Below are 24,974 nucleotides of genomic sequence, written 5' to 3'. Positions count from 1 at the left end.
GCTTTACTAATAATTGCATCCCTACAGCCGACACTTGTCTGCGACTCTTTTGCGAGTTGCCGACACGGAATTCCACCCCTATTTGCAGGTGAAATTCGATTTTCCGAAGCCTTATAGCGTAATTGCCTGCACTCGCTGCCGTCAACGATTAAGTGCTTTTCCATGCTGAAAACTTCAAGGTCGAGGTCCATTCAGCCTAACAACCCGCAGCCGGAGGATTCACGATTACGGATCGGCATACAACTTTGGCAACGATGGGCTGCAAAACCCGCACCATTTGCCAGCCTCTCCTCAGAAGCCAATCCCTAAGTCGTTACGATTCAATTACTTGGCAATTTCCGATTACGTTAGCGACCGATTGTGAAGTCTTGGAGAAGCGTCGATGCGCGTACTTCCTTAGCAGTGACTTGCTCAGATTTCTCGCAGCGAACCTTCAGCGCTCGCTTGCCAGATTTGCCCCGAAAGAACCTCCATGGCAGTAAGCCACCCACCGCCGTAACAGTAGGTGTCAATGCAAGTTAGGTGCGGCAGTGAGAATATCTCACCACTTCTCTCCGGTGTGTGACCGACGATCGCATGCTTGCCACTGGTGTGGGCCGAAGGCAGTTCTTGGTCGAGAGAAGTCCAGCGAAGTAGGTCCGCGGGCTGCTCAGCAAAAGGCAAGCCAGGGTCGTAGTTGGCATGAACGAAGAAAAAATCTTCGACTTCGAGATAGTCAGAAAACGCTGAGAGAAAATCGAGATGGCTGGGCTCAACAACTGCCAAATCCCCTGAAAACCCGTAGGATTCAAGCGTAGAGGCTCCACCACAGCGAAGCCACATTTCTAACATCTTCGGGTCGTTCATCGCCTGGAGCATCATTTCCTCGTGATTACCCAGTATCGGTCGTAGTTGGCATTCTTGGCCAATTTCAAGCAGCATTTGAATCACTGTCGAGGAACTCGGCCCGCGATCCACGAGGTCACCCAAAGGGATGACGAGGTCATCCTTTACAGGCAAGATAGCCTCAATCAAAGCCGACAATGCTGCGGCGCAGCCGTGAATATCACCGATTGCGATCACACGCTTCGGGTTGCCTTCGATCTTCAAGCGTAGGTACTTTCGAGATTCGGAATGAGAACTGCTTCGATCTGATTGTTGTCGCTGGCTCGATTCGAGTTCTATGTTAGATCAGTTCACGGAAACCTTATAGCCATCAAGAGATGCGTTGCGCTGTCTTCAGGGACTGAGACTGCTCGAGACCAAAACCAAGTTCTTGCCACCTGCTTATTTGATTGGCAAATCAAACGAGCCAGTATTACAATGGCCCCTTAGGCGTAACAAGCTGAGCCGTAAGGACTTCGGTTTTCGACGAGTGCGTTTACCTGAGGAGGGCACCGGTAAACCAAAGCTTGACAACCCACTGGCATTAGGCTGACAGTCCAAAGTTCTGGCAAAGTGATGAGTTATCTGCTGTTAACTGGTTCGACGGGGATGTTAGGGTCGTACCTCCTGCGAGACTTGTTAATTGCCAGGGAACCTGTGGCTGTCATCGTGCGTGATCGGGCCACGGAAACCGCACAAGCGCGGGTCGAAGCGTTACTTCAACATTGGGAGCGAGAACTCCAGCGTTACCTTCCTCGACCAAAGGTGATTGTCGGGAATCTCCATGAACCAAGCTTAGGAGTGAGCGACTCCGATCAAACTTGGCTCGCCGCCAACTGCACGAGAGTGTTACACTCTGCTGCTTGCGTCAGTTTTCAGCCAGAGCCAGCAACCGGCGAGCCTTATCGTTCCAATCTCGAAGGAACGAGGCACGTCCTTCAATTGTGCGAGCAGACGGGGATCAAGAAATTCTATCACGTCTCGACGGCCTACCTTGGCGGCAGCGAAGGTGACAAGCATTTTGAGCAGCCTGTCGATCCGCAAGCTGCAAGCTTTCGCAACGACTACGAGAAGAGCAAAGCCCAGGCTGAGAAGTTAGTTCGAGAGGCATCATTTCTCGATCATCCCACCTTCCTGCGTCCCTCGATCATTGTCGGTGACTCGCAAACCGGCTTTGCAGCCTCTTATCGAGGTATCTACACCGCATTGCGTCTTGGTTATTTACATTTAATTGCAAAGCTGCAGGAGGGCTGGAAGCTCGATTTAGAACTCGTTCGCGAAGTCGTTGAAGGGCAGTTCATCCAACTGCTGGGCTTGGACGGAAGCGAACGCAAGGACCTCGTCCCGGTGGATTGGGTCTCTCAATCTGTGCTTCAACTCATGCATTCTCCTTCGGCGCGTGGCGGAGTCTTTCATCTCACAAGTTCCGATCCCACGAGGATCGACACAATGGCCGAAGCGATGATTGCTGCAGCCTTGGAAAGCCTTGAGTCACAGACCTCAAAAAGAGCAGGAATCCCAACGGCACTGATGGAGAGCGTTGGCTTCCGCGAACACATGGAAACTTATCAGCCCTACTTCAGTGACGACCCGAAATTCGATCGCACTCATTTGCTTCGCGAAGAGGCGGTCCCTTGCCCAACGCTCGACCATGAAACCCTCGTCCGCCTCTGGCGGACTTCGATTGAAGCTGACTTCTCCTGGCGGCCGGCACCAGTGAAGAGCAGCACACTAAACATCGAGAGCAAATTGGCATCTCTGCCAAGCCAACTCCGAGACGATTCCCAAGTACAATGGACCGACGGGCTCGCCCTCGAATTGAGCGGTGCTGGAGGCGGCAGTTGGCATGTCGCGTTTGCTGGCATGGAACCAACCGCTGCCAGAAGTCGCGGTAGTTTGCCTGAGAAGAAAACGACGCCCTGGCAACCCGATGTCTACGCTTCTTCAGAAACCTTCCAAACACTCGTAGAACAATCGCTCGACGTTGAGCAAGCGATCTGCTCCGGAAAGCTCATCCTCAGCGGCCGAGCATGCGAGCCAGCGGGACGAGATCGACTAGAACGGCTACTCGACTTCCTCAGAAACACAGGCACCCGAGCCCAACTCAACGGCCACTCTCAAACGAATCACCCTTTGAATCACAACACTGAAACTTACCAACAACCGAGCAACGGGCATGTCGTCCAACCACCGTCAGAATTTGCTCCATGAGCCCATCGCGATCGTGGGGATGGCCTGCCGACTACCGGGGGCGGATAATCTCGACGAGTACTGGCGGTTGTTGGTCGAGGGGCGTAACGCAATCACCGAACTGCCACCCGAGCGGCTCGATCGCGACCTCTATTATGATCCCAAGAAAGGCGTGCGTGGCAAAACCTATAGCACGCTCGGCGGCATCATCAAAGATCGCCCGCTTGATCTTGATGTCTGCCCCCTCAAGCCGGAGGAACTCTCGCACTGGGATCCGTGCCATCTGGTGATGTGCGAAGTCGCCGCGGCAGCCTGCCGACATGCGGGCTACGACGTGCGCAAAATTCCCCATCGCAACACGGGCGTTTACATCGGTCACTCCGGCGGCAGCAACTACGGAAGTGATCTCGTCTACGCAACGCTCGCCGCGGAGACGGCAGAGTACTTGAAAGAGTCCCGCGGCTTTGCTTCGTTACCAACGGACGAGCAAGAGGCAATTGCGTCCACACTGGTGCAAAAAATGCGTACAGGCTTGCCTCATCGCGACAGCAACGGTGGCCCCGAAGTCGATGCCAACGCCGCAGCCAGCATCATCTCTCGCACCCTTGGTCTGACGGGGCCACACTTAGTGACCGACGCGGCTTGTGCTTCTTCGGTCGTCGCGTTGTCGATGGCGGCTCTCGCGGTGCAGTTCGATCAAGTCGACATGGCCATAGTGGGCGGAGCCTCCTACAACAAGACAGACAGCTTGGTGTTGTTCTCGCAAGCCCAATCGTGCAGTGCCACGGGCACCCGCCCGTTCGATGAAGACGCCGACGGGCTTATCAGTTCCGAAGGTTACGTCGCCCTGGTCATAAAAAAGCTGTCACGCGCTGTTGCCGATGGCGATACCATCCAAGCGGTGCTGCCCGGAATAGGCCTTTCGGCCGACGGTCGCGGCAAAAGCCTCTGGGCACCCCGAAAAGAAGGCCAAATGCGGGCGATGCAGCGGGCCTACCACGGCAGCTCATCACATAACGCTTTCTCGCCGGGCAACATCCAGTATCTCGAAGCTCACGCGACCAGCACGCAGATCGGTGACGCCACGGAGATGGAAGCCCTCGGCGAGTTCTTCGGCCCGCACTTCCAGGGGCGATCCGTTCCAGTTGGAAGCGTCAAGTCGAACATCGGCCACACGCTTGAGACAGCAGGCTTAGCGAGTCTTTTGAAAACCGTCCTCGCGATTCGACACGGGCAAGTTCCTCCTACGATTAATGTCGAGAATCCTAATAGCAAGATCCCTTGGAACGAGCTTCCCTTCCAACTGCCAGATCAAGCAACCCCGTGGCAAAAAGTAGGAGGCACACCAAGAAGAGCAGGCGTCAACGCATTCGGGATCGGTGGCTTGAATGTCCATGTTGTTGTCGAGGAATACATTGAGAAGCACCGGTCGAAGCTTCAGCCAAGTAGTAGCTCATCAAGAATCAGCAAACAGCAGGAACCGATCGCCATTGTCGGCCGGGGGGTTATTCTGCCCGGGGCAAAGTCACTAGACGAATTCGCGACCTTATTAGATTTAGGGACAAGTCAACTAACGGAGGCACCAAACGAGCGGTGGCGTGATCGTCGTTGCATCACGGGAACTGAAGGCAGTAAGCCATGGACAACCACTTCCCTCCGTGGTGGCTTCATCAACGACTACGAATTCGATTGGCGAAAGTACCGCATCCCACCCAAACAGATTGCTAACGCGAATCCATTGCAGTTCATGCTACTTGACGCCGCGCGACAAGCCCTAGCGGAAGCAGGGTACGACACGCGCGAGTTCGATCGCGAACAATCCGCAGTGGTCGTAGGAACGATCTTCGGTGGCGAGTTCGGGCACGAGTTGGTCGTCGGACTGCGTTTGCCTCAACTCAAAAAACAACTTGGCGAACTACTCTCCAGCCGCGGCTACACCGGCGACCACATCGCTCGAATGATCACAGAGTTCGAAGAACAGTTGATCACCGCCAAGCCCGCGCTGATTGACGAAACCGGCAGCTTCACCAGCAGCACGCTCGCCTCCCGCATCTCGAAAGAACTTAACCTCGCAGGTGGAGCAATGGCCGTCGATGCGGGGGAATGCTCCTCAGACGCGGCGTTAAGTGTCGCCGTGAATCTGCTCCGCAGCGGGGCCTGCTCGCACATTCTTTGCGCCGGTGCCCAACGCTCGATGGACCTCGCGAACTACGAAGCGCTCACGCTTCAGGGTCGCTTGGAAGGTTCCACGGAAACCCCGGGCGAAGGTTACGTCCCCGGGGAAGGCGTCGCCATTCTGCTCTTAAAACGCCTTAGCGATGCCAAACGCGACGGTGATCGAGTGCTCGGGACGATCCAAGAAATTGCTGCAGGAGCAAGCAAGAAGGCGATTGGCGAAGCGATTCGATCGTCTGCAACAAGGTTACAATCCAGATTGGACGCGAACTCGACACTCTCCAGCGTGACTTCCGGACTTGGTGTCACAGAACTCGACAAGAAAGAGCGACAAGCGCTCGAAGCGGCTGGATTCGCTGCGGAGAGGCTGGTCGAGAACCAACTCGTCACCCAAATCGGCAACACGATGAGTGCCCAAACCCTCGCCACAATCATCGCCGGGACAATTTCCGATGAAAGCCAAACCCAAGCCATCAGCAACCACGCCGCTAGCGGCTTAGCCCACACGGTCGCCTTCACGAAAGGCACGCCACAAGAAAAAGTTGTCCCCGTCGCGACGCTCACATCGACTCCAACACTCCATCGCTTCACAGGCAACAACTTGGCAGAACTCTTGGAGAACTTGAACTCGAACAACCAAACTATTACTGCAGAGCCAGCAAAGTTTCGTCTGGCGACCGTTGCCTCCTCAACAGAGGAGTTCAAGATGCAACAGTCCCTCGCCGCGAAGATGCTCGCAGGTTGCATGGAAGATCGAATCGAAGCCAATACGCGCCGCTCCCTAGCCGCCAAAGGCATTTACGTTGCACAGACGAAACAAAGCATGCCGAAGGTCGCCTTCGTGTTCCCTGGACAGGGCTCGCAGTATGCTGGGATGTTGGCAGACTTGGCAGACCATTCCCCCTCAGCTCAGTCAGTGCTTGCAGAAGCGAATCAGCACTTGAGGGAACTCGGAGGGCAAACGTTCGAGCAACTTGCAGGGAAAGAAGCCAACCAACTCGGCCAAGAAATCTGGGCAACTCAGTCTTCAATGCTGACCGCGGACTTGTTGGCACTGGCTTGGCTCGAAGACTTAGGGCTCAAACCAGACTTTGTCTGCGGGCATAGCTTTGGTGAGTTCGCCGCGATGACCGCCGCGGGGTGCGCAACGTCTGAGCAAGCCTTACGAATTACACGCATACGGACCGACGCCTTGAATCGCTCGATCCAGGAACGCGGCGCGCTGCTCTCACTTCAAGCAGATGTTAAACGTGTGGAAAAGCTGATCGCCGAGAATCAGGCGAAGGTCTCCATCACGCACCGCAATGCCCCCGAGCAGACGGTTGTCGGAGGCAGCCTCGAAGAAGTGCGACGCTTCGAGCAACTCGCCGCACGAGAAGAAATCAACTGCCGTTTGCTCCAGGTGCCTTGCGCCTTTCATACGCCGCTGATGGCGGCATCACAGCCGCTGTTGGCAACCGGACTCAAGCAAGTTCCTTTGCAGCCCGCCCGTGTGCCCTACCTCTCATCAGTTTCTAACCGATACCTTGCTGATCCCGACGACGTTCGAGACAACTTGGTCAACCAACTTGTCAGCCCGGTCGTTTACTGCGACATGATTCACCGCTTGGTTGACGAAGGTTGCGACTTGCTAGTGGAAGTTGGCCCACAGACCGTGCTTACTCGGCTCAACGAACAGATCCTCACCTCGCATACCAATGCGGCTGCAAACGAGATCTCGTGTCTCGCCGTGGACCATCAACGCCGCACGCGCGAAGAACAAGCCGTTCACATTCGTGCTCAATGTGAAGTGTTGGGAATCCAATTAAGAAGCACAGACAGTCGTCGTTCAAAGGCTGAACCGGCCAGCGCTACATCACAACGAAAACCAATGACAACTCACGAAATCCTGCACTTCGACGCAACCCTAACGCGAAAGGCGAGACTTCGCACACAAGCGAGAAGCCCCGTTTCACCGCCACCAGCCAGAGAGGCGACGGCCACGATCGAGCGCTTCGACGCCACCACAAACCGACGTGACCGAACACGCGCCGCCGCGAATGGTCACGCTCCGGAGCCAGCCACCCCAGCCGAATCCCAATTTGGAGGTGACGCACCGATTGCCCCAAGCGTCCCAGCAACCGTGGCTTCGCCACCACCCGCTGGGCTTGATCAATTCCTGATCGACTTCGTGGTCGAACAAACAGGTTACCCAGCGGAAATCATCGAGCTCGATTGGGACATGGAAGCCGACCTGGGGATCGACAGCATTAAAAAGGCGCAGCTCTTCGGCGAGCTACGCGAGATGTTCGACCTCGAGCAAGCCATCGACCCCGAAGTGGCAGCGCAGTTCTCGCTCGATCAGTTCCGCACACTACGCGACGTGCTAGAACTCCTCGAACAAAGCGGGGGCAAGACCGAGTGGCTCACGGATACGAAAGCGACATCGGAAGACACTTCACCGGCCACGGCGATCCCAGCACCACAGCCATCCGCCGCACTCGAGCCCCAAGTTGATCCTGTAGCAGAATCATACTCTCAGGAGGTTGTCGCGCCCAACACGCTCGCAGAACTTGGCGGGCTGGAGACGTTTCTCGTCGACTTCGTCGTCGAACAGACGGGCTACCCGCCAGAGATTGTCGAACTCGACGCGGACCTGGAAGCGGACCTGGGGATCGACAGCATTAAGAAGGCGCAACTCTTCGGCGAACTTCGCGAACACTTCACGATCGAGGTTGAATCGACTGATCGCTTCTCGCTCTCCGACTTCCGCACGCTACGCGATGTTTTGAACCTGCTTCGCCAAGTGACCGCCGGACAAGTCGAGACCGTCTCCATCACGCCAAAGATGTCAACCTCCGAGCCACCCAAGCTCCTGACTCCCCCGCCTGCCTCAGCAATACCGACGCCGAGAACAGAAGACTTCAGCCATGTCTATCGCGACTCCATCCAACGCGGCACGGCCAACGCACACCACATTCGAGCGCATCTCTTGGATGCGGCAGATCGCTTTGGGTCTTCAACAGAGCAAGCGTCTTTGCAAAGTGAAGCAACTCTGAGACAGCAATTCTCGAACCGACAATGGCAAGAGCTTTCCGGCCTTGCCGAGGGTGCCGGCGTCGATGTCCGCAGCATTGCCGCGTACAACCTCTTGCGAGACGATTCCCCAGCGAACGGCGACTTGCCGCTGCTTGTCACGACCGATGATGCCGACACCAACGACGAGCCGGAACTCTACCAGCCGCCAAACATCCCCGAAACACAAGTTGAGGAAAGCGACACCCAAGTCACAAGCCGTCGCATCCTTCGCATGAAGCGAGAGCCGTTGCTGCCCGGTGTGCCAACGATTCCCGAATTGCATGGAGCTGCCGCAATCCTTGGCGTTGGTCCGCTGGCCGAGGCGTTCCAACAACGTGTTGAAGAACTAGGACAGTGTGCGACCATCCTCCCGGAAACAGCCACCCCGGCTGAAGCAGTCGCTGAGCTTGATCGACTATGGCAAACCGGCCCAGTCACGCATCTATTCATCGTCACGCCCTGCGAGCCATCGGCCGGGACCACGTTCGATGAAGATCGCTGGAACAACCGCCGTCCACGCGGGCTACAGACGCCGTTCTCGGTCTGCCAGCACTGGATCAAACGCATCGTGGACGAAGGCCTGAGCGAGCAAGCCTCGCTGGTTGGCGTGACTTCATTGGGTGGCGACTTCGGTTTCTGCGAACCGGTCTTCTCGGCAGAGGGAGGAGGAGTTGCTGGTCTGCTCAAAGGGATGATGATCGAAAACTGGGTCAACGGCATTCGCACGTTGCCCATTAAGTTGATCGACGCCGCCCCGCACAACTCGCCACGGGAAGTCGTTGACGCAGCTCTGGCGGAACTCGCCGCGGGAACCTTCGACACGGAGGTAACTTGCTCAGGTGGCGAGCGTCGTGTCGTCCGCGTGGAAGACATTCCGCTGACTGAACCCGCCACGAAGCCGATCCAGCGGGGTGGCAACTGGGTCTTCACCGGCGGAGGCCGAGGCATCACCGCCCACGTGGCTCAAGAGCTGGCTAGTCGTTTCGGTTTGAAAGCCCACCTCATCGGCACCGCACCTGTCCCAGAAGTCCCCGCTGCTTGGCGGAACCTCGACGACGCAGGCTTGAAGCGGGTGAAGCTGGAAGTCATGACCGAAGCACGCACCGCTGGCGAGAATCCCGTGCAAGCCTGGAAGAACATCGACAAATCTCTCGAGATTGACGAGACCCTTCAGAAGCTCAGGTCAGCCGGCATCGAGGCACATTACTATTCTTGCGACGTTGCCGACCGCACTGCCTTGAGTCAAACGCTCAACGAAATCCGCACCACCAGCGGCCCCATCCAAGGCATCATCCACGGTGCTGGTGTTGGCAAAGACGCACGCTTCGAGAACAAAGACCCCGTGAAAGTCGAGCAGTGCCTACGGGCAAAAATCGACGGCGCTCTTGCCATAATGGAACTCACCAAAGAAGACCCGTTGGAATACTTCGCCGGTTTCGGTTCGATCAGCGGACGATTTGGCGCCAATGGACACGCGGACTATTCCCTTGCCAACGATATGCTCGCCAAGCTCATCGGCTGGTATCGCTGGCAACGACCGGAAGTGGCTTCCGTCGCCTTCCACTGGCACGCCTGGGGGGATGTCGGCATGGCGACCCGCCCCGAGGTAAAGCTGGCCCTAGAAATGGTCGACATGCAATTCATGCCTGCCGCGGAAGGTGTTGAGCATCTCATTCGCGAGCTGGAAGCGGGTGCTCCCGAAGGGGAAGTCCTCATCACCGACGACCGCTACCGTCGGCTGTTCTTCCCGTCGGAAATGCCAGAGCAAACTAAGGGTGCTGTCGCACCATGCCCGTTGCTTGATCGCGGTAAGACAACGGCCTCTGACAACAGGCAGGAATCGACCTTTGGACTCAACCCGACGACCGACCCCTTCCTTCGTGAGCACCGCCTCGATGATCGTCCGCTCCTGCCGATCGTTGTCGGAATGGAAATGCTCGCAGAGGCCGGTTCACGTGCGCTGGGTCGTCGCGAAGGGCTAACTCTCACCAACCTCAAAGCTGAGAATGGACTTCGCTTTCACACGGACAAGCCCCACCCCGTCACGGTAATCGCTGAGCAAACGGCCAATACTGCAAGCTGTCGCCTCCTCGCCGATGTCGTTTCGCGCAACGGTCAGTTAGTCGAAGCGGGACGCCCCTACCTCAGCGGCCAAGTCCAAGCAGGCAATGCTCTCGCGAAACCTACTTGGCTCGCTCCGCCACCATCGAAAACCTGGGAAGCAGTCCGCTATCCGGCCCGCGGCTCCAAATTTTATTTGGGCGAGCCGCTCCGCGGACTTCGCAGTATCCAGATCGCGGAAAACCAAGCCTGGGGCCAGATCGCCTCGCAATCAATTGTTCACTTGGCGGGCCCGCGTCGCTCGGTCACCGGGTGGATTGTCCCGAGCGCTGCCATTGATGCATGTCTCTACGCAACGGGACTCCTGGCCTGGTTCGCGATTGAGGATGGGACCGCGCTGCCCGAAAGTATCACGCGACTCTCCTTAGGACGCGAGCCATACCCTGGTGAGCGCTGCCTCATGCAGTCACGCTTCAAACGTCGCGAGGACCGCTACGCATGGTTCGACTTCGCTCTCACCGGTGCCAACGGGGATATCTTGGTCGACGTCGAGGATTATCGCATCGTTTGGCTTCCCAAGGCGTAAGCATTCCTCCTGAGTAGGTAGCCTGATGTTTGTCGCCCAGCAAGCTTTGCCGCACCTGCTTTCGCCGGAAGCTTACTGGAGCGAGCAGCAACACCAACGCGAGCAGATACTCTTTCGCTCCGCTTGGCACTTGGTCGCCACGGCGGACGAACTCGCACAGCCGGGAAGTTATCTCACCACTGAGCTTGCCGGGCAGCCTGTGCAAGTCCGCAACTGCGAGGGAGCGCTTATCGCTTTTTCCAACGTCTGCGCACACCGTCATTGCCTACTCACCAACGAGACCAGCGGCACGAGCAATGCCATCCAATGCCAGTACCACGGCTGGCAGTATGGTGCGGACGGATACACGCGTAAGATTCCCGAGCCGAAGAACTTCGCCCCGATTGATCGCGAATCACTGCGATTACCAAGTTACCGTGTCGAACTTTGTGGCCAGTTAGTTTTCGTCTGCCTTGATGACAAGGCTCCTTCGCTGGAAGAATTTCTAGGGGAATTCTTCCCTCGATTAGCCGAACGCTTTGGCCCGCAGTGGCGACCCTTCCTCCGTTGGAACCCTGAGTATCCGGTCAATTGGAAGATTCCAATCGAGAACTCCTTGGAGGCCTACCACGTCCCCTCGATCCACCCACAAACTTTCAAGCAAGACCCCGGGGAAGCTCGCATAGAACATACCATCTGTGACCAACGAACCTCAATGAGCGTGCCCCTGCCATTTGACGTCCATTCGCGGCTCGACGGCTGGTTGCAGAAACGGCAAAGCCGGTTCGTCGCTAAGCTTGGCTACGAGCCCACGGGGCTCTACGAGCAGCATCATGTTTTCCCGAACTTGTTGTTCTCGTTCACCGATGCAATTAGTCTGTGTCATAGGGTCTCTCCTTGTGGACCAACCCAGTCAGCGGGCATGGTGCGTCAGTTCGGACGTATTGCCGAGCAGCCAACCTGGCGACGCAGCGCGGCATCTGCCGTCTGGGGGCGCGTCACGGCAGGGATTACGAAGAAAATTATGCAAGAAGACCTCGCTCTGTTCCCGGCAATTCAAGCCGGCATGAAGGCGAGCCCCCACGCGGGCGTGCTGGGACGCTGCGAAGAACGACTGCACGCCTTTCAAGAATACTTACAGCGAACAACGACGACTTAATCTAAAGCAACTGAACAACCCATGATCGACCTTTCAGGAAAAGTCGCCCTAGTGACCGGTGCCGCCCGCGGCATCGGACGGCAAACCGCGCTGCGGCTCGCGGAAGCGGGGGCGGACGTGGTGACCAACTACGTCACCTCCCAGACGGCAGCCAACGAACTGGCCGAGCAAATCCAGCAACTGGGCCGTCGCACTGCTGCGATTAAAGCAGACGTGAGCGAAGACGAGGATATCCAAGCGATGGTCGAATTCATCAGCGAACGCTTCGGCTCGCTCGACATCGTTGTTAGCAACGCCGCCTCGGGCGGCTTTCGGATGCTGATGGATTCCAAGCCGCAACACTTTCAAGCGGCGATGAACACGAATGCCCGAGCGCTCATCTCACTGACGCAGGCGGCTCGTGAGTTATTGCAAGCGAGCGATGGTCGCGGCAAGGTGATCGCCCTCTCCAGCCACGGCTCGCAACTCGGTCTGCCCGCGTATGGTTTGATCGGTGCTTCCAAGGCAGCCCTTGAGAGCTTAACCCGACACTTGGCCTACGAGTTGGGCGATTCGGGCATCAACTTCAATGTCGTGCTGGCCGGGCTGGTCGAAACCGATTCAACGAGAATGCTTCCTGGGGCGAAAGAAATGTTCGCTGCCGTGCAAGAACGGATGCTCACGGGGGACCGTCCGCTCACCATGGCAGAAGTCGCCGACGCGGTGTTGTTCCTCGCCAGTCCTCTGAGCGATCTCGTTCAGGGGCAGACGCTCGTCGTTGATGGCGGCGTCAGTATTCGCGGGTAAGCAGGACAAAAAGGCGGACGCATGTACGGGGTTAGTTGGCTGCTCCTGATTAGCATCTTCGCTTGGCGAAGTCGCACGGTCGGCATGCGGCGCGGCTTTGGCGAGGTGATGCTCCTCTCGCTGCTGGTGCCCACGTGGGCCTACTTCGGCGCGAGTGTCGGACGCGTCGATTGGCTCCCCTTCAAGACCGAAGTCGACATGCGCTCTGGGCTGGGCATCGCGTGCTTGCTCGCCTGCCTAACGCGGCCAAGTATCTTCAAACCTTGGCGCTGGATGCTCGCCGACGGCGTCGTGCTGGCACTAGCGGCTACTCACGTGCTTTCCGACTGGCAAAATTCTGGCTTCTCGCTTGTCGTCCCTGTGCGTGCCTTCGGCGAATGGGTCATGCCCTACCTGATCGGGCGGATTGTCCTGCGAGACATCGACGACCTACGCAACTTGTACCCAGTCGCCCTTGGCGTGGCACTTGCGCTCAGTGGGTTAGGCCTTGTCGAAATGATTGCGCGAACCAATCTCCCGGAGATGCTCTACGGCCAGCGCCCGATGGAATTCATGGGCCGCGAAATGTCACGCTGGATCTTCAAACGGGCCTACGCGGTCGCCAAGCATCCGATTTTCTTTAGCACGATGTTGCTGCTGCTCATGCCCTGGGCGATGTACGCCGCCTCGCGCGTGAAGCGTGGCGGTGGGCCGAACTGGTATCGATGGACGCCGTGGATCGTTGGGGCCGGAGTCGTCAGCTCCGTGTCGCGGGGACCGATTCTTGCGTTGCCCGTCTTGTTCTACGTTGTCGCACTTATCTGCCGCCCTCGTTGGAGAGTCGTCCTTTCAGTCTCCGGCGTGTTGATCGTGCTGCTCTCCGCCTGGCAATTCCAGACGATCATCAAAGGCCTGGAAGTATGGTCGGGTGAGTCCGAGTATCGCCGGAAACGCGAAATCGTTGTCGCTGACGAAAAGGTCGAATTCAGTGGGACGAGAACACGACTCTATCTTCCGATTGTATATGCCCGCGCTCTACGCGAGGCGGGACTACTGGGATACGGAACCGATGCAGTCACCGGATTTCCTCCTAGAGTGCCTGTCGGCCAGCAGTATGCGGAAACACTCACTCGGCTGCAGTTCGTTGACAACCAGTATGTGCTAATGACACTGCGGTTCGGTTATCTGGGACTGGTCTGCTTCACGCTGCTCGTGGGAACAGCCGTCTACGACTACACACGCGTCGCGCTGGATAGCCGTAGCGGAGTTGCCTTCACCGCAGGAATGGCTGGGGCAATCGTTGCCGTCATGCTCGTGATGATCACGGTCTGGATGCCGCGGGACTTTGGGTACTTGCTACTCTGGAGCTGCGGCGCTGGTGCGGCGTTGCGGTCGAGTAAGTTATCGCAATCCAGCTACGAACCTTTGCCGTACCCGTAAGTCTCACGATACCACTGCCAGATTTCACTTTCGCCGACCCCATCAGAAGATACTTGGGCAAGCTGATTAGGGCGGTAATCTGCAAGCGAATTTAGGTACTCCTGGATAGCCGGTCGTGCAGCCCCGAAGTCTCCCAGTTGGAGTTCACGGTAAACTTCCTCAAGCGTGTTCAACGGATCGGCAATTAAATCCTCATAGCGGATCTCATGGAGTTGTCCGGCCTTAAGAGTCGCCTGGGACTCGCGAAAGCTGGCAAACATTCGCTCAAAGGTTTCCTCAATCAACGGCAAGTAATCCTTATCTCCGTCTGGTGTCTGGAACGCTTGCGTCAGATCAAGAACCCGCCAAGTGCGTTCCAGCGAAGGAATCATCGCCGAGGGATCTCGCACAATATGTAAGAACTGCGCTCCAGGAAACTGCTCCGCCAACCAAGCAATTCTTCCCGTGTGGGGTGGGGCCTTCACCAATAATCGACGCTCAGTTTTCAGAGTCACTGCCTTGTAGAACCACGTTAACCGCTCCCGCAGGCGGTTTTCCTTTCGCGGCGGGATTCCTTCCATGTCGAGCGTCGACAAATCGACCGGCGGCTCGTTCGGAAACGCCATCCGACGGTACATCGTTGGTCCACCCATGGCGACCATGGCGAACTCGTCCTCCTGCGGTCGCTCCAGCCCAATCGTCATATTGTCCATCGGTCGTTTCGTGGGCATCAGCCAACGCAGGAATTTCGGCAGCCAGCTTTGCGTCAACAGAAAATGATTCGGGGCAAAGCACTGAAACGTCGTGGGGGCTATAGATCTTGGGTCGCGAGCCAGCAACTCATAGAGATGTGTTGTTCCAGAGCGAAAGTGGCCGACGATCACCAGCGGAGCCGGCAGCTGCATTTCTGCAATTGCTCGACCGAACAACAGTTGTTGGCACCAATACAAAATCGAATTCACCACCGCGACGGGCAGAAGTAGCAACGGCATGTGAATTCTGGAGAGCGAAACGCGAAATCTCCCCTCCCTTAGCAACTTCATCACATCACCAAAACGCATCCCAAACCAGATGCGCGGCGTCCAAGCCGGATGCTTGTTGGGTGGCGGTGAGTTCGGTCGAGAATCGCTCACGATCGGCTTTCCAAGAGTTGAGCGAGCTTAGCCACAGTCGGGTAAGCGAGCACTTCCGCACTGGTAAACTCCAACCCAGCGGCTTGCCCCTGCACGGCAACTTGGACGCTCAACAGCGAGTCGCCTCCTAGCTCAATAAAGTGATCCTCCCGGGCAACCTCTAGCCCCAGCACTTCTTCCCAAATTTCGGTCAGGCGAGATTCAAGGTCATTCTCTGTAATCTCACCAGTTTGCACCTTCTCGTCACGGGGTGGGAAAAGTGGATCCGGTAACTCTTGATAGTCGACTTTTCCGCTTACCGCCTGCGGCAGTTTGTCCATAGGAATCAAATGAGAAGGCACCATTGAGGCCGGCAATTGCTCAACAAGAAACGCACGAACTTGCTCGGCTTCAATTTGATCAATCGCAGTGTAGTAACCGGCCAACTGGCCGTGTGCCCCTTCACGCTCCCAAACACGCACGGCACAACTAGAAACTTGTGGGTGATTCGCTAGGCAACTCTCGATCTCATCGAGTTCGATACGGAAGCCGCGCACCTTCACTTGTCGATCAGCTCTCCCCACGAATTCGAAGACATCCTTGGTTCGCTCTCTCACGAAATCACCGGTCCGGTAAAGCCGCTGTAATGACCTAACGATGAACTTTTCTTTCGTCAGATCAGGACGGTTCAAGTAACCGCGAGCCAAACCAATTCCTCCGACGTGCAGCTCGCCAACTTCCCCAAGCGATGCAGGTGCACCATCATCCTTCAGATTGAATAGCTCAGCACCCGGGCGGACGCAGCCAATCGGCGGGTCACGATCTTCATCCGAATCGCACTGCCAAATAGCCGCGGTCACTGTAGACTCCGTCGGTCCGTAAGCGTTGAAAAAGTCCCGCCCCTCGCTCCAACGCTTGACGAGTGCAGCTGGACAACGCTCACCTCCTGCAATTAAGGTTCGCAGATCGGACAATTCCGCGTCAGGAAGCTGCGCAAGTGCCGTCGGGGGTAACAAAACATTGGTAATGCGCCGCCGCTTAAGCAGTTCCACCAGTTCTTTTCCCGGTGCCATTTGCTCTCGTTCCGCTAAGCAGAGTGTGCCTCCGGCAACGAGCGTCATAAAGATCTCATGCACCGACGCATCAAAGCTGAGCGAAGCAAACTGTAGCACCCGACTTTCCGGTCCAACACCAAACACTTGGGCGTGTGCCTGTGCCATGTTTGACAGACCGCGATGCTCCAGAAGAACACCTTTTGGCTGCCCAGTCGAACCCGAAGTAAAGATGATGTAGGCCAATTGTTCAGGAGAGATTCCTGCCTGCGTCGTTTGCTCCGAACTTTCGTCTCGTGCGGCTGCATCAAGCAAAGAGAGCTGGTGGAATCCGCAACCTGCAACCTGCTTTGCTCCAAGCTCGTCGCAAAGAACAAGCGAAGGTTTTGCGTCCTCAAGCATTACTTGAAGTCTGACTTTAGGGCTACCCAAATCAAGCGGCAGATAAGCACCGCCTGCTTTGAGAACACCTAGAATGGCTGCGATGGTCTCAAGCGAAGACGATGCCGCGATAGCAACAATCTTTTCATTCCCGATGCTTTCGTTACAAAACAAAGTAGCCCACTGCGACGCCTTCGTTTCTAACTCGCAATAGAAAAGCGTATCGCCTTGAGCATCCTCAACGGCGATCTTGTTTGGTTGAGCCCGCGTACGCTCTGCGATGAGTTCGACGACAGTTCGTTGGTGATCAATCTCCATGAAAGTGGTCTAACGATTCAGCGCGTCGATGTTTGACAAAAGGGCTTTGGCCAAAGAAGAACAGAGTGGGTTTCTATTCTAATCGGAATTAGCTACTTGTAGCGGTTTTCTTGAGCACCATGAGAAACTGTGAGCCAAGTTCCTGAGCCGCCGATTCAGAAAAATAACGAGCGTCGCATGTCAGCCCCAGCGACAATTGATTCCTGTAGGTAATAAGGACGATTCCCGCCCTGGTTTCCGCTCGCAGGGGAGGGTGAGCAACGATGTCTTCTAGAACAAGATCGCCCGCTTTGATTCTGCCGCGGTCTCGGGGGAGTTCCCGCGAGAGATACTTCGAGGGGTCGCCCAAGTTGCTTAATAAACTTGTTGAGAAACAACCGCGGGACCGTCCAATGCCAGCCATGCCGCCCGGCACTCGGGCCGCCACATTCAGGCAACGCAGAAAGTAGAGCGAAGCATTCGTCTCACGGATAAAAGCCATTTCCGCTTGGACGTTTTGGAGCAACTCATCCGAATGCTCACAGTCCGCAATGTCGCGGGTTAAGAATGCGTATCCAAGAACGTTCGCAGCAGGGAGTTCCGCGTGTTGTTCCGTCCGCAGGTCACAAGGAACTAGCAATCGGAATCGCTCTTTCGCCAAGGTACTATCGCGATTGTGTCGCTGCCAATCGCCCAAAGTAGCAAGGTAATCTCGCAACAGTAAGTCATTCAGTGTGACACCTTCACGTACAGCGGTTTTTCTCAAACCCTTGAGGAGTTCTCCCTCGGTCTGCAACGCAACTTGATGAAAGCCAGAAATCCCTTTTCCACGATCATTGCTGCTAACAAGTGGCTCGATTGCCCTAAGGGTAAACTTTGCCGCTTCACGGATTCCAAAACCGATCCGATAGAGCCACTGGCCAATCGATTTGGACGACAGCGGGAACTTATTTCTTCTCGGTAACGCGTCGAAATCTAACGGAGTCAACTGGGGTGTCTCTCCCGCGACTTGCTGATGGTAAGCCAGTAGCAAATCTTGAAAGAACGAGAAAATCCCGCTTCCGTCGCAACAGGCGTGATGCACATGGAGTTGCAGCTTCACCCGATCGGCAACCTCACTTACGCGCAGCAAGAGCCCTGACAACTCCGATAAATCGATTCTCTTCAGCGGAAAGCCCGCCTCCTCATTCGAATACTCGACCTGGGCAGTTGCTGCAGCAACCCAAATAGGTTGCTTAAATGGTTGCTTTTCCACTCGCGCTCGCAAGAGAGGATGCCTCGCGATCGCCGTTGCGTAGGCGTCATTCAGAACCGTGCGATCAAGACGACCAGAGAAATCGAACTCCACTGTCGCCACCATCGGATACTCAGCGCGGTCCTCGGCAAGCATCATCCGCTCGAATGGCGTTAGCGGTAGCGGAAACGGATCCGGCTGCAGAGCATCGGTCGCTAAACCCGATTCCTCTGCTAAGGCATTCTCCGTCAGCGGTGGAGTGGCTACTGGCATCTATCTAGTATAGCTACGAAAGCAATCGGGCTAAGCGAATAGCTACCGTGGCTAGGGAATCGAATTCAGTGGAACGAGAGAACAAATCTCACTGCGAGATTCAGCAACGACCAGACTGAGCTCAAGTTTTGATCTTGTGCAGGCGGGACCCGCTAAAGGAGTTAGTCGCTTGGCAGGACAATACAATTTATGTGATTGGCAAGAAAACGTATCTCACCACACCCCGTATTCTTGGCTCGTTCCATAAGGAGGGAGTCGGAGATTTCACACCTCATTTGGAGCGGCAACTAGGGCTAAAGCTCCTGGCCATGAAAAGCGTGAACACCGTCAACTGTGGGGTGCTTGCCGATTTGCCGCTCGATACAGTTTGCTACAAGAGCGGTCCAGCCAGTCTGATGGCTGGCACCGAGTCCCTCGCCCGTGTCTCCATGGAAGTACTCGTGGAAAAGCACCTCGCCTTGCCAGTCGAAATACTCTTTCGGGCAACAGGTGGCACCCAAGCAGGGCCGTGCACCGTCAGGTTCGCTAGGTAAGAAGATGCGAGTTAGCCGGTCATTGACTTCGCGTGCCACTTCGAGCAAGTTCTTCATCTGCCCCGAACCAGAAGGACATTCCACCTGGAAGTCGTCACCATAGAATTCGTAGTATCGCTCCAACGATTCGATCAAGAGATAACTAGTTGGCCACCAGATGGGACCTCGCCAATTGCTGTTGCCGCCGAACATGTAGCTATCCGACTCTCCAGGCACGTAACGGATGCTGTGTGTCTGTCCCCTGATTCTTAGGTTGAACGGCTCGTGTTCGTGACGCTTTGAGAGCGAGCGTATCCCGAAGGGCGAAAGGAACTCAGATTCATCAAGTAGCACCCGAAGGACTCGTTCCAGGCGTTCGCGATTAGGAATCGCCAAAAGCATTTTTCTCGACCCTTTGGGGCAATCGGCTAGAGACACTTGTTTGGTCAAATCACGACGGTAAGTGAGGAACCACTTTAATCGATTCTTAAAAGCAGGGAGGCATTGAACCAAAGGTTCATCGAGTACTTCTACGGCGATCAGTGGAAGCAATCCGACTAGCGAGCGCACCCGCATCGGGATGGTCTGGCCGTCGATCTGTAGCTGGTCGAAGTAGAAACCTTGGTCGTCATCCCAAAGGCCCGCACCGTTACGACTGTTGATTGCGTCAGCGATACGGACAAAGTGATCAAGGAACTTAGACGCCATATCCTCGTAGCTAGGATCTTCACGTGCCATTTCGAGGGCGATCGACAACATTGTGCCGCAGTAAAAAGCCATCCAGGCAGTTCCATCGGCTTGTTCCAGTTTGGCTCCCGCTGGAAGACCTTTGGAGCGGTCGAAAACGCCGATGTTGTCCAACCCGAGAAAGCCCCCGGCGAAGACGTTATCGCCGCCATCGTCCACTTGATTCACCCACCATGTGAAATTGAGCAGCAATCGACCGAAACACTTGGCGAGAAACTCTCGGTCTTTGCCACCTGTCAGCTGGTACACACGCAGGCAGGCCCAAGCGTGTACGGGTGGGTTGACGTCGTAGAAAGCGAACTCATAAGCCGGCAACTGACCGTTGGGATGCATGTACCATTCGCGCAAGAGTACCAGAAGTTGATTCTTTGCGAATTCTGGATCAATTCGACAGTGTGGAATCATGTGGAAGGCCAAGTCCCAGGCGGCAAACCAAGGATATTCCCACTTATCTGGCATGCTCAGTACGTCACGAGCATAGAGGTGCCCCCATTTGTGGTTGCGTCCACTCCGTCGCTGAGCCGGTGGCTTATTAATCACCTCGTCACCGTCGAGCCAATCCTCAACGATATAGTGATAAAACTGCTTGGTCCAATTCAACCCCGCATATGCCTGCCGAGAGACGTTGCGTTGCTCATTGTCTGCATTGGGACCAATCACATGGTCATAAAATGCGTCTGCCTCAATAAGGCGATCATTAAACACTTGATCGAAGTTTTCACCGAAGGCCGCGGTACTTGAAGCACCTTCTTCAAAGAGACGAACTTCGATTTTTTGGCTTTCACCTGCTTGTATTTGCAATCGGTAGAGGCCTGCTGCTTTCGTGCCGAGCTGCTGCGGGTTGACCGCATCTTCTTGACCATCGATCAGATATCGGTGGAACGCATCTTTGACATAAGGAGTGTATTGCTCTCTGCCGAACAGAAGCTTGCTATTAGTTTCGTTTTCAGTAAAGAGCACCTTGGCAGTGTCACCAGACGGATGGTGACTGAAACTAGCGTAGAATCTACCGAGAGTTTCGTGAGTTGCTTCCAAAGAACCGTTGCCGACCAAAGCGAGCTTCGGCTTCAGGGTGCAGCCCTCGTGCTTGCAGCCCCAGATCCAAGTGTTACGAAACCAGAGGGTTGGCAGGAGCCACAACTCGGCCTCCTTTGGACCACGATTGGTGGCTGTGATGCGAACCAGAAGGTCGTTGGGTCCCGCCTTTGCATATTCGGTCACCACGTCAAAATAACGGCGATCCTTGAACACTCCCGTATCGACTAGCTCATACTCACGACTGCTTTTGCCACGTCGGGCGTTCTCCTCTGCCAATAGCTGGTAGGGAAACTCTGCTTGCGGATAACGGTACAATGCCTTCGCGTAAGAGTGCGTTGGAGTCGAGTCAAGGTAGTAGTAGCACTCTTTGACGTCTTCACCGTGATTGCCTTCGGGACCTGTGAGACCGAACAGGCGCTCCTTAAGAATCGGATCCTTGCCGTTCCATAGCGCGATTGAGAAGCAAAGCCGACACTGTCGGTCGGTAAAACCCATCAAGCCGTCTTCTCCCCACCTGTAAGCCCGACTGCGAGCATGATCGTGGGGGAAGTCTCGCCAAGAGTCGCCATTGGCAGAGTAGTCTTCGCGGACGGTGCCCCATTGTCGCTCGGAAAGGTAGGGACCCCAACGCTTCCAGTTCTGCTCACGGGCTTTCTCTTCTGCGAGGCGGGCGTGTTCGGCTGTGGGGGGTTCCATCATGGATGCTTTCTTAGTAATTCGTCACAGGCCTAACGATCTATGCATCGAATCGAGCCTCGATTCTGAGCGATACCCGCCTCAGTCCTTGGCACTCATTATGAGTAGGAAACTAATGTCGAGAAGTAGGCAAGCGCAGCGCAACAGATCATGGACAGCCAACAAAGCGAAGCTTGCAGTTGCCTTAGGTTGCATTCAACAAGCGGCTGCGTAGTAACTCCGCGATACTCTAAGCCGACGGAATTAGGCCAGAATAATTGGCTTGGCAATTGCAGCTAACGATGGCCGGACGAGAGGACTTGTGCAGACGATAACCATGACGTCTGCTCAGAGCGGTGGTTCAGATGAGACCCCCCAGGAATGTTTGTCAGTATCTTTACTGACATACGAGAGTGTTGAATCCGCATTTCCTACCGAGGCCGCTGCGAAAAGGAATTTACCATCAAGGGCTCAGGAAGCGCACCTGGTAGGACTCGAACCTACAACCCCTGGTTTCGAAGACCAGTGCTCTATCCAATTGAGCTACAAGTGCGTGTAAGTCTTTCTTATGTCGTCAGCATACGATTCTGGTGCCCCAATCACAAGCACCGGCTTGGGCTCGCCCAGCAATCTCGAAGATGAACAGCGTACCTTTCAACTGGCCAAATGCTGCATGACGGATAGGAGAACCATGAAAAGCCCCATGAATGCAAGCACCCAGACAGCGAATCGGACGGCATGCCGGAGGATGGAAGGCATCAATTCGTGTCGTGTGGCCGACCAAACCAAGCTCACACTAACCACGAGGGGCACGGCGTGCCAAAGGTTCATGATTCCCAGTGGCAATGGGAATTGGATTGCCAACAAAGTCGTGAGTATTGCAAACATCGCTAAACTTCTATCAAGGTGCGATCGTTAGGGATCGGTAGACTCAGAATCAGGTTCGGAGTCCGTATCGTCTTCCTTCTTTGCGGGAGGAAGAATCACAAGCGGGCCAGCATACGCATCGCAGATCACTAAGAGGTTTAATAGTCCGGCGATCACCGTGTAGACGGTGCCCATCTCGTAGTTGGGATGCATTTTCACTTCCCATAACGACTGCTCATTTGGCTGGAACGTCTCGTTACCAGAGTCGTCAATGTATCGGAAGCGACGCTGTCTGGGCGGAGCCATGAAGCCGCCCTCTTCCCCGTTGGCTTGCGAGTTACCGGTTGGATCGCGCCATGTCTGCACATATGCAGGCATTGCTGCCAAGCCAACGCCAACTTGCAAGGCGTACTGCCATCGCTCGTAAAACGGACCGGGAATCGGCAACGGGCTCGTCGAGGCGGCGTAGACGACCTTCGCTTCGCCCAACGCCATTCCGTAAAGAAACGTCCCCATGACACAAACGAAGAACAGGATGCCTTTTCCCGTTCGTCCTTGATAGACGTGCCCCAACCCGGGCACCAGCCACGCCAGCAAGGCAGCGGTCCCGGGACTTTTCAACTCGATCTCCACCGGAGCTTCCGTCTCGGGGGTATTGTAGCCTGCGGGGAGAGTGACCTTCGCCATAAGGTTCGCTGCGTCAAATAAGAGTCGTTGAGAGGGCTTTGGGTGTTTCGTCAGGAATAAGCAAATATTGTAAGCCTTTTTTCGCTAAAAACCCAGAGCTGCAGGAAGTCTCCCTACGCAACGGCAAGTCGCCAACCTGCTATCATGCATGGAACTCCGGCTAGGAGCATTTCGTGGTTGCGATATCCCCAAAACTCACTCTCTAGAGGAATCTCTCGATGAAGTTCAAGAACCTCGGCTTTCTTTCTGTAGTGGTCTCACTTCTTTTTCTCACGGCATCTGCTAGTGCCAAAGAGCACGAACAGGCCCCCTACGAAGCGAACTGGGAATCCCTCGCCAAGCACACGCCTGCCCCTGAGTGGTTTCGCAACGACAAGTTCGGCATCTACTTCCACTGGGGCGTTTACTCGGTACCGGCTTTTGGCAACGAGTGGTACCCACGGCATATGCACCTCAAGGACAAGAAGGAATACACTCACCACGTCAACAAGTATGGGGTGCCCACGGAATTTGGGTACGACAAGTTTGTACCTGACTTCACCGCGGAGCATTTCGATGCTGAAGAGTGGTGTGACCTGTTCCAGAAAGCCGGCGCTCGCTTCGCTGGCCCCGTAGCTGAGCATCACGACGGCTACGCGATGTGGGACAGTGAGCTAACGCCTTGGAACTCGATGGACACCGGCCCCAAGCGGGACATCACCGGCGAGATGGCCAAGGCACTACGCAAGCGTGATATGAAGCTGGCCGTCACTTTCCATCACGCACGGAACAGTCTTTGGAAGAACGAGAAGGGGCAGTGGACCGGTCACTACTCCGGTGCGAAAACCAACTTCCCCTCAATGCTCGAGGACAAGAAGCGAGCCATCCTTTACGGCTACATGCCGCGTGAAGAGTTCCTCGACATGTGGCTGGGCAAGCTCAAAGAAGTGATCGATAAGTACGACCCTGAACTGATCTGGTTCGACAGTTGGTTGCACGAGATCCCTGAAGAGATCCGCCAAGAGTTTGTTGCTTACTACTTCAACGAAGCGGCCAAGAAGGGCCAAGAAGTACTCGTCACCTACAAGCAAGAAGACTTACCACAGACCGTCGGTGTGCTTGATCTGGAAAAAGGAGGCATGAAGGACAAGACGGAGTTTGTCTGGCTCACCGACGATACCATCAGCTACGGCAGTTGGTGCTATACCGAGAACCTGAAAATCAAACCAACGAGAGTCGTGCTGCATAGCCTCATCGACATCGTCAGCAAGAACGGTCAATTGATTCTCAACATCTCGCCCAAGGCCGACGGCAGTATACCCGAGGGGCAACGCAACGTACTGCTAGAAATGGGCAAGTGGCTCGACAAATATGGCGAAGCTATTTACGACACACGGCCTTTCGTTGTCTTCGGTCACGGTACGGCCAAGGACGAAAAAGGCCATTTCGGGGGCGTAAAGACGGACAAAGCAAAGACGGCTGAAGACATTCGCTACACCCAGAAGGGCAAGACAGTCTACGCCTTTCAATTAGGCAAACCGGCTCCTGGAGACACAGTGCTCCTCCAAGGCTTCGCCAAGTCCGACGGACGCCCAGCGCTAAATGTCGCAAGCGTGAAGCTGTTGAGTAACGGTGAATCGATCGCCATGAAACCAACCGACGCGGGATTGGAGTTGACGATCCCGCCGGTCATCGGCGAGCCGCTTGACGATATAGCCAATGTCTACAAGATCGAATTGGAATAGTTACATGCCTTGTTTCAGATCGAAAGAGAAGTGATTCATTTCGCCTTGTTTAAGTTTCCGGCGCCGGTTGCTTGCTGCCACGACCGTTTCATCCCATGATATAAGTCTCTCTTCTCAATC

The 24,974-nt window shown here is 55.5% G+C and carries 13 protein-coding genes and 1 tRNA gene; 6 read left to right on the top strand and 8 right to left on the bottom strand.

Annotated features, from left to right (window positions below):
- Positions 1-411 precede the first annotated feature (411 nt).
- Positions 412-1,089 (bottom strand): metallophosphoesterase family protein, encoded by a 678-nt coding sequence (locus tag RIB44_18005; protein ID MEQ8618469.1) that lies wholly within the window; start codon positions 1,087-1,089, stop codon positions 412-414.
- 351 nt (positions 1,090-1,440) lie between these two features.
- Here RIB44_18005 and RIB44_18000 point away from each other — a divergent pair, with 351 nt between their 5' ends.
- Genes RIB44_18000 through RIB44_17980 form a run of 5 tightly spaced genes read left to right on the top strand, consistent with a single transcriptional unit; the run spans position 1,441 to position 14,276 of the window.
- Positions 1,441-3,075, top strand: a complete 1,635-nt coding sequence (locus tag RIB44_18000) for an SDR family oxidoreductase (GenBank protein MEQ8618468.1) — start codon at positions 1,441-1,443, stop codon at positions 3,073-3,075.
- Positions 3,041-10,933, top strand: coding sequence for an SDR family NAD(P)-dependent oxidoreductase (locus tag RIB44_17995; GenBank protein MEQ8618467.1), 7,893 nt, complete (start codon positions 3,041-3,043; stop codon positions 10,931-10,933). The genes RIB44_18000 and RIB44_17995 overlap by 35 nt, the downstream gene beginning before the upstream one ends.
- A gap of 25 nt (positions 10,934-10,958) precedes the next feature.
- Entirely contained in the window at positions 10,959-12,071 is a 1,113-nt protein-coding gene (locus RIB44_17990) for an aromatic ring-hydroxylating dioxygenase subunit alpha (protein MEQ8618466.1), read from the top strand.
- Between the two features lie 21 nt (positions 12,072-12,092).
- Positions 12,093-12,857, top strand: coding sequence for an SDR family oxidoreductase (locus tag RIB44_17985; protein MEQ8618465.1), 765 nt, complete (start codon positions 12,093-12,095; stop codon positions 12,855-12,857).
- Positions 12,858-12,878: 21 nt separating this feature from the next.
- Positions 12,879-14,276, top strand: coding sequence for an O-antigen ligase family protein (locus RIB44_17980; protein ID MEQ8618464.1), 1,398 nt, complete (start codon positions 12,879-12,881; stop codon positions 14,274-14,276).
- Here the strand turns inward: RIB44_17980 and RIB44_17975 are convergent.
- The 7 genes from RIB44_17975 to RIB44_17945 form a co-directional block, all read right to left on the bottom strand.
- Positions 14,252-15,388, bottom strand: coding sequence for a sulfotransferase (locus tag RIB44_17975; GenBank protein ID MEQ8618463.1), 1,137 nt, complete (start codon positions 15,386-15,388; stop codon positions 14,252-14,254). The two genes, RIB44_17980 and RIB44_17975, sit on opposite strands and share 25 nt — an antisense overlap.
- Entirely contained in the window at positions 15,385-17,118 is a 1,734-nt protein-coding gene (locus tag RIB44_17970; protein MEQ8618462.1) for a non-ribosomal peptide synthetase, read from the bottom strand. Before RIB44_17970 ends, RIB44_17975 begins: the two co-directional genes overlap by 4 nt.
- An 88-nt stretch (positions 17,119-17,206) precedes the next feature.
- On the bottom strand, positions 17,207-18,604 hold the full coding sequence (locus tag RIB44_17965) for a hypothetical protein (GenBank protein ID MEQ8618461.1): 1,398 nt from the start codon (positions 18,602-18,604) through the stop codon (positions 17,207-17,209).
- A gap of 293 nt (positions 18,605-18,897) precedes the next feature.
- Positions 18,898-21,600, bottom strand: a complete 2,703-nt coding sequence (locus RIB44_17960; protein ID MEQ8618460.1) for a glucosidase — start codon at positions 21,598-21,600, stop codon at positions 18,898-18,900.
- A 455-nt stretch (positions 21,601-22,055) separates the two neighbouring features.
- Positions 22,056-22,129, bottom strand: a tRNA-Arg gene (locus RIB44_17955).
- Positions 22,130-22,230: 101 nt separating this feature from the next.
- Positions 22,231-22,464: a hypothetical protein gene (locus RIB44_17950; GenBank protein ID MEQ8618459.1), complete on the bottom strand. Its 234-nt coding sequence runs from the start codon at positions 22,462-22,464 to the stop codon at positions 22,231-22,233.
- A 27-nt stretch (positions 22,465-22,491) separates the two neighbouring features.
- Positions 22,492-23,130 (bottom strand): hypothetical protein, encoded by a 639-nt coding sequence (locus RIB44_17945; protein MEQ8618458.1) that lies wholly within the window; start codon positions 23,128-23,130, stop codon positions 22,492-22,494.
- 218 nt (positions 23,131-23,348) lie between these two features.
- Here RIB44_17945 and RIB44_17940 point away from each other — a divergent pair, with 218 nt between their 5' ends.
- Positions 23,349-24,854, top strand: coding sequence for an alpha-L-fucosidase (locus RIB44_17940; protein ID MEQ8618457.1), 1,506 nt, complete (start codon positions 23,349-23,351; stop codon positions 24,852-24,854).
- The last annotated feature ends 120 nt before the right edge of the window (positions 24,855-24,974 follow it).

The organism is Lacipirellulaceae bacterium (assembly GCA_040218535.1).
GTDB lineage: Bacteria > Planctomycetota > Planctomycetia > Pirellulales > Lacipirellulaceae > Adhaeretor.
The sequence above is the reverse complement of the archived record's forward strand: the minus strand, read 5'-3'. Positions and strand labels throughout refer to the sequence as shown.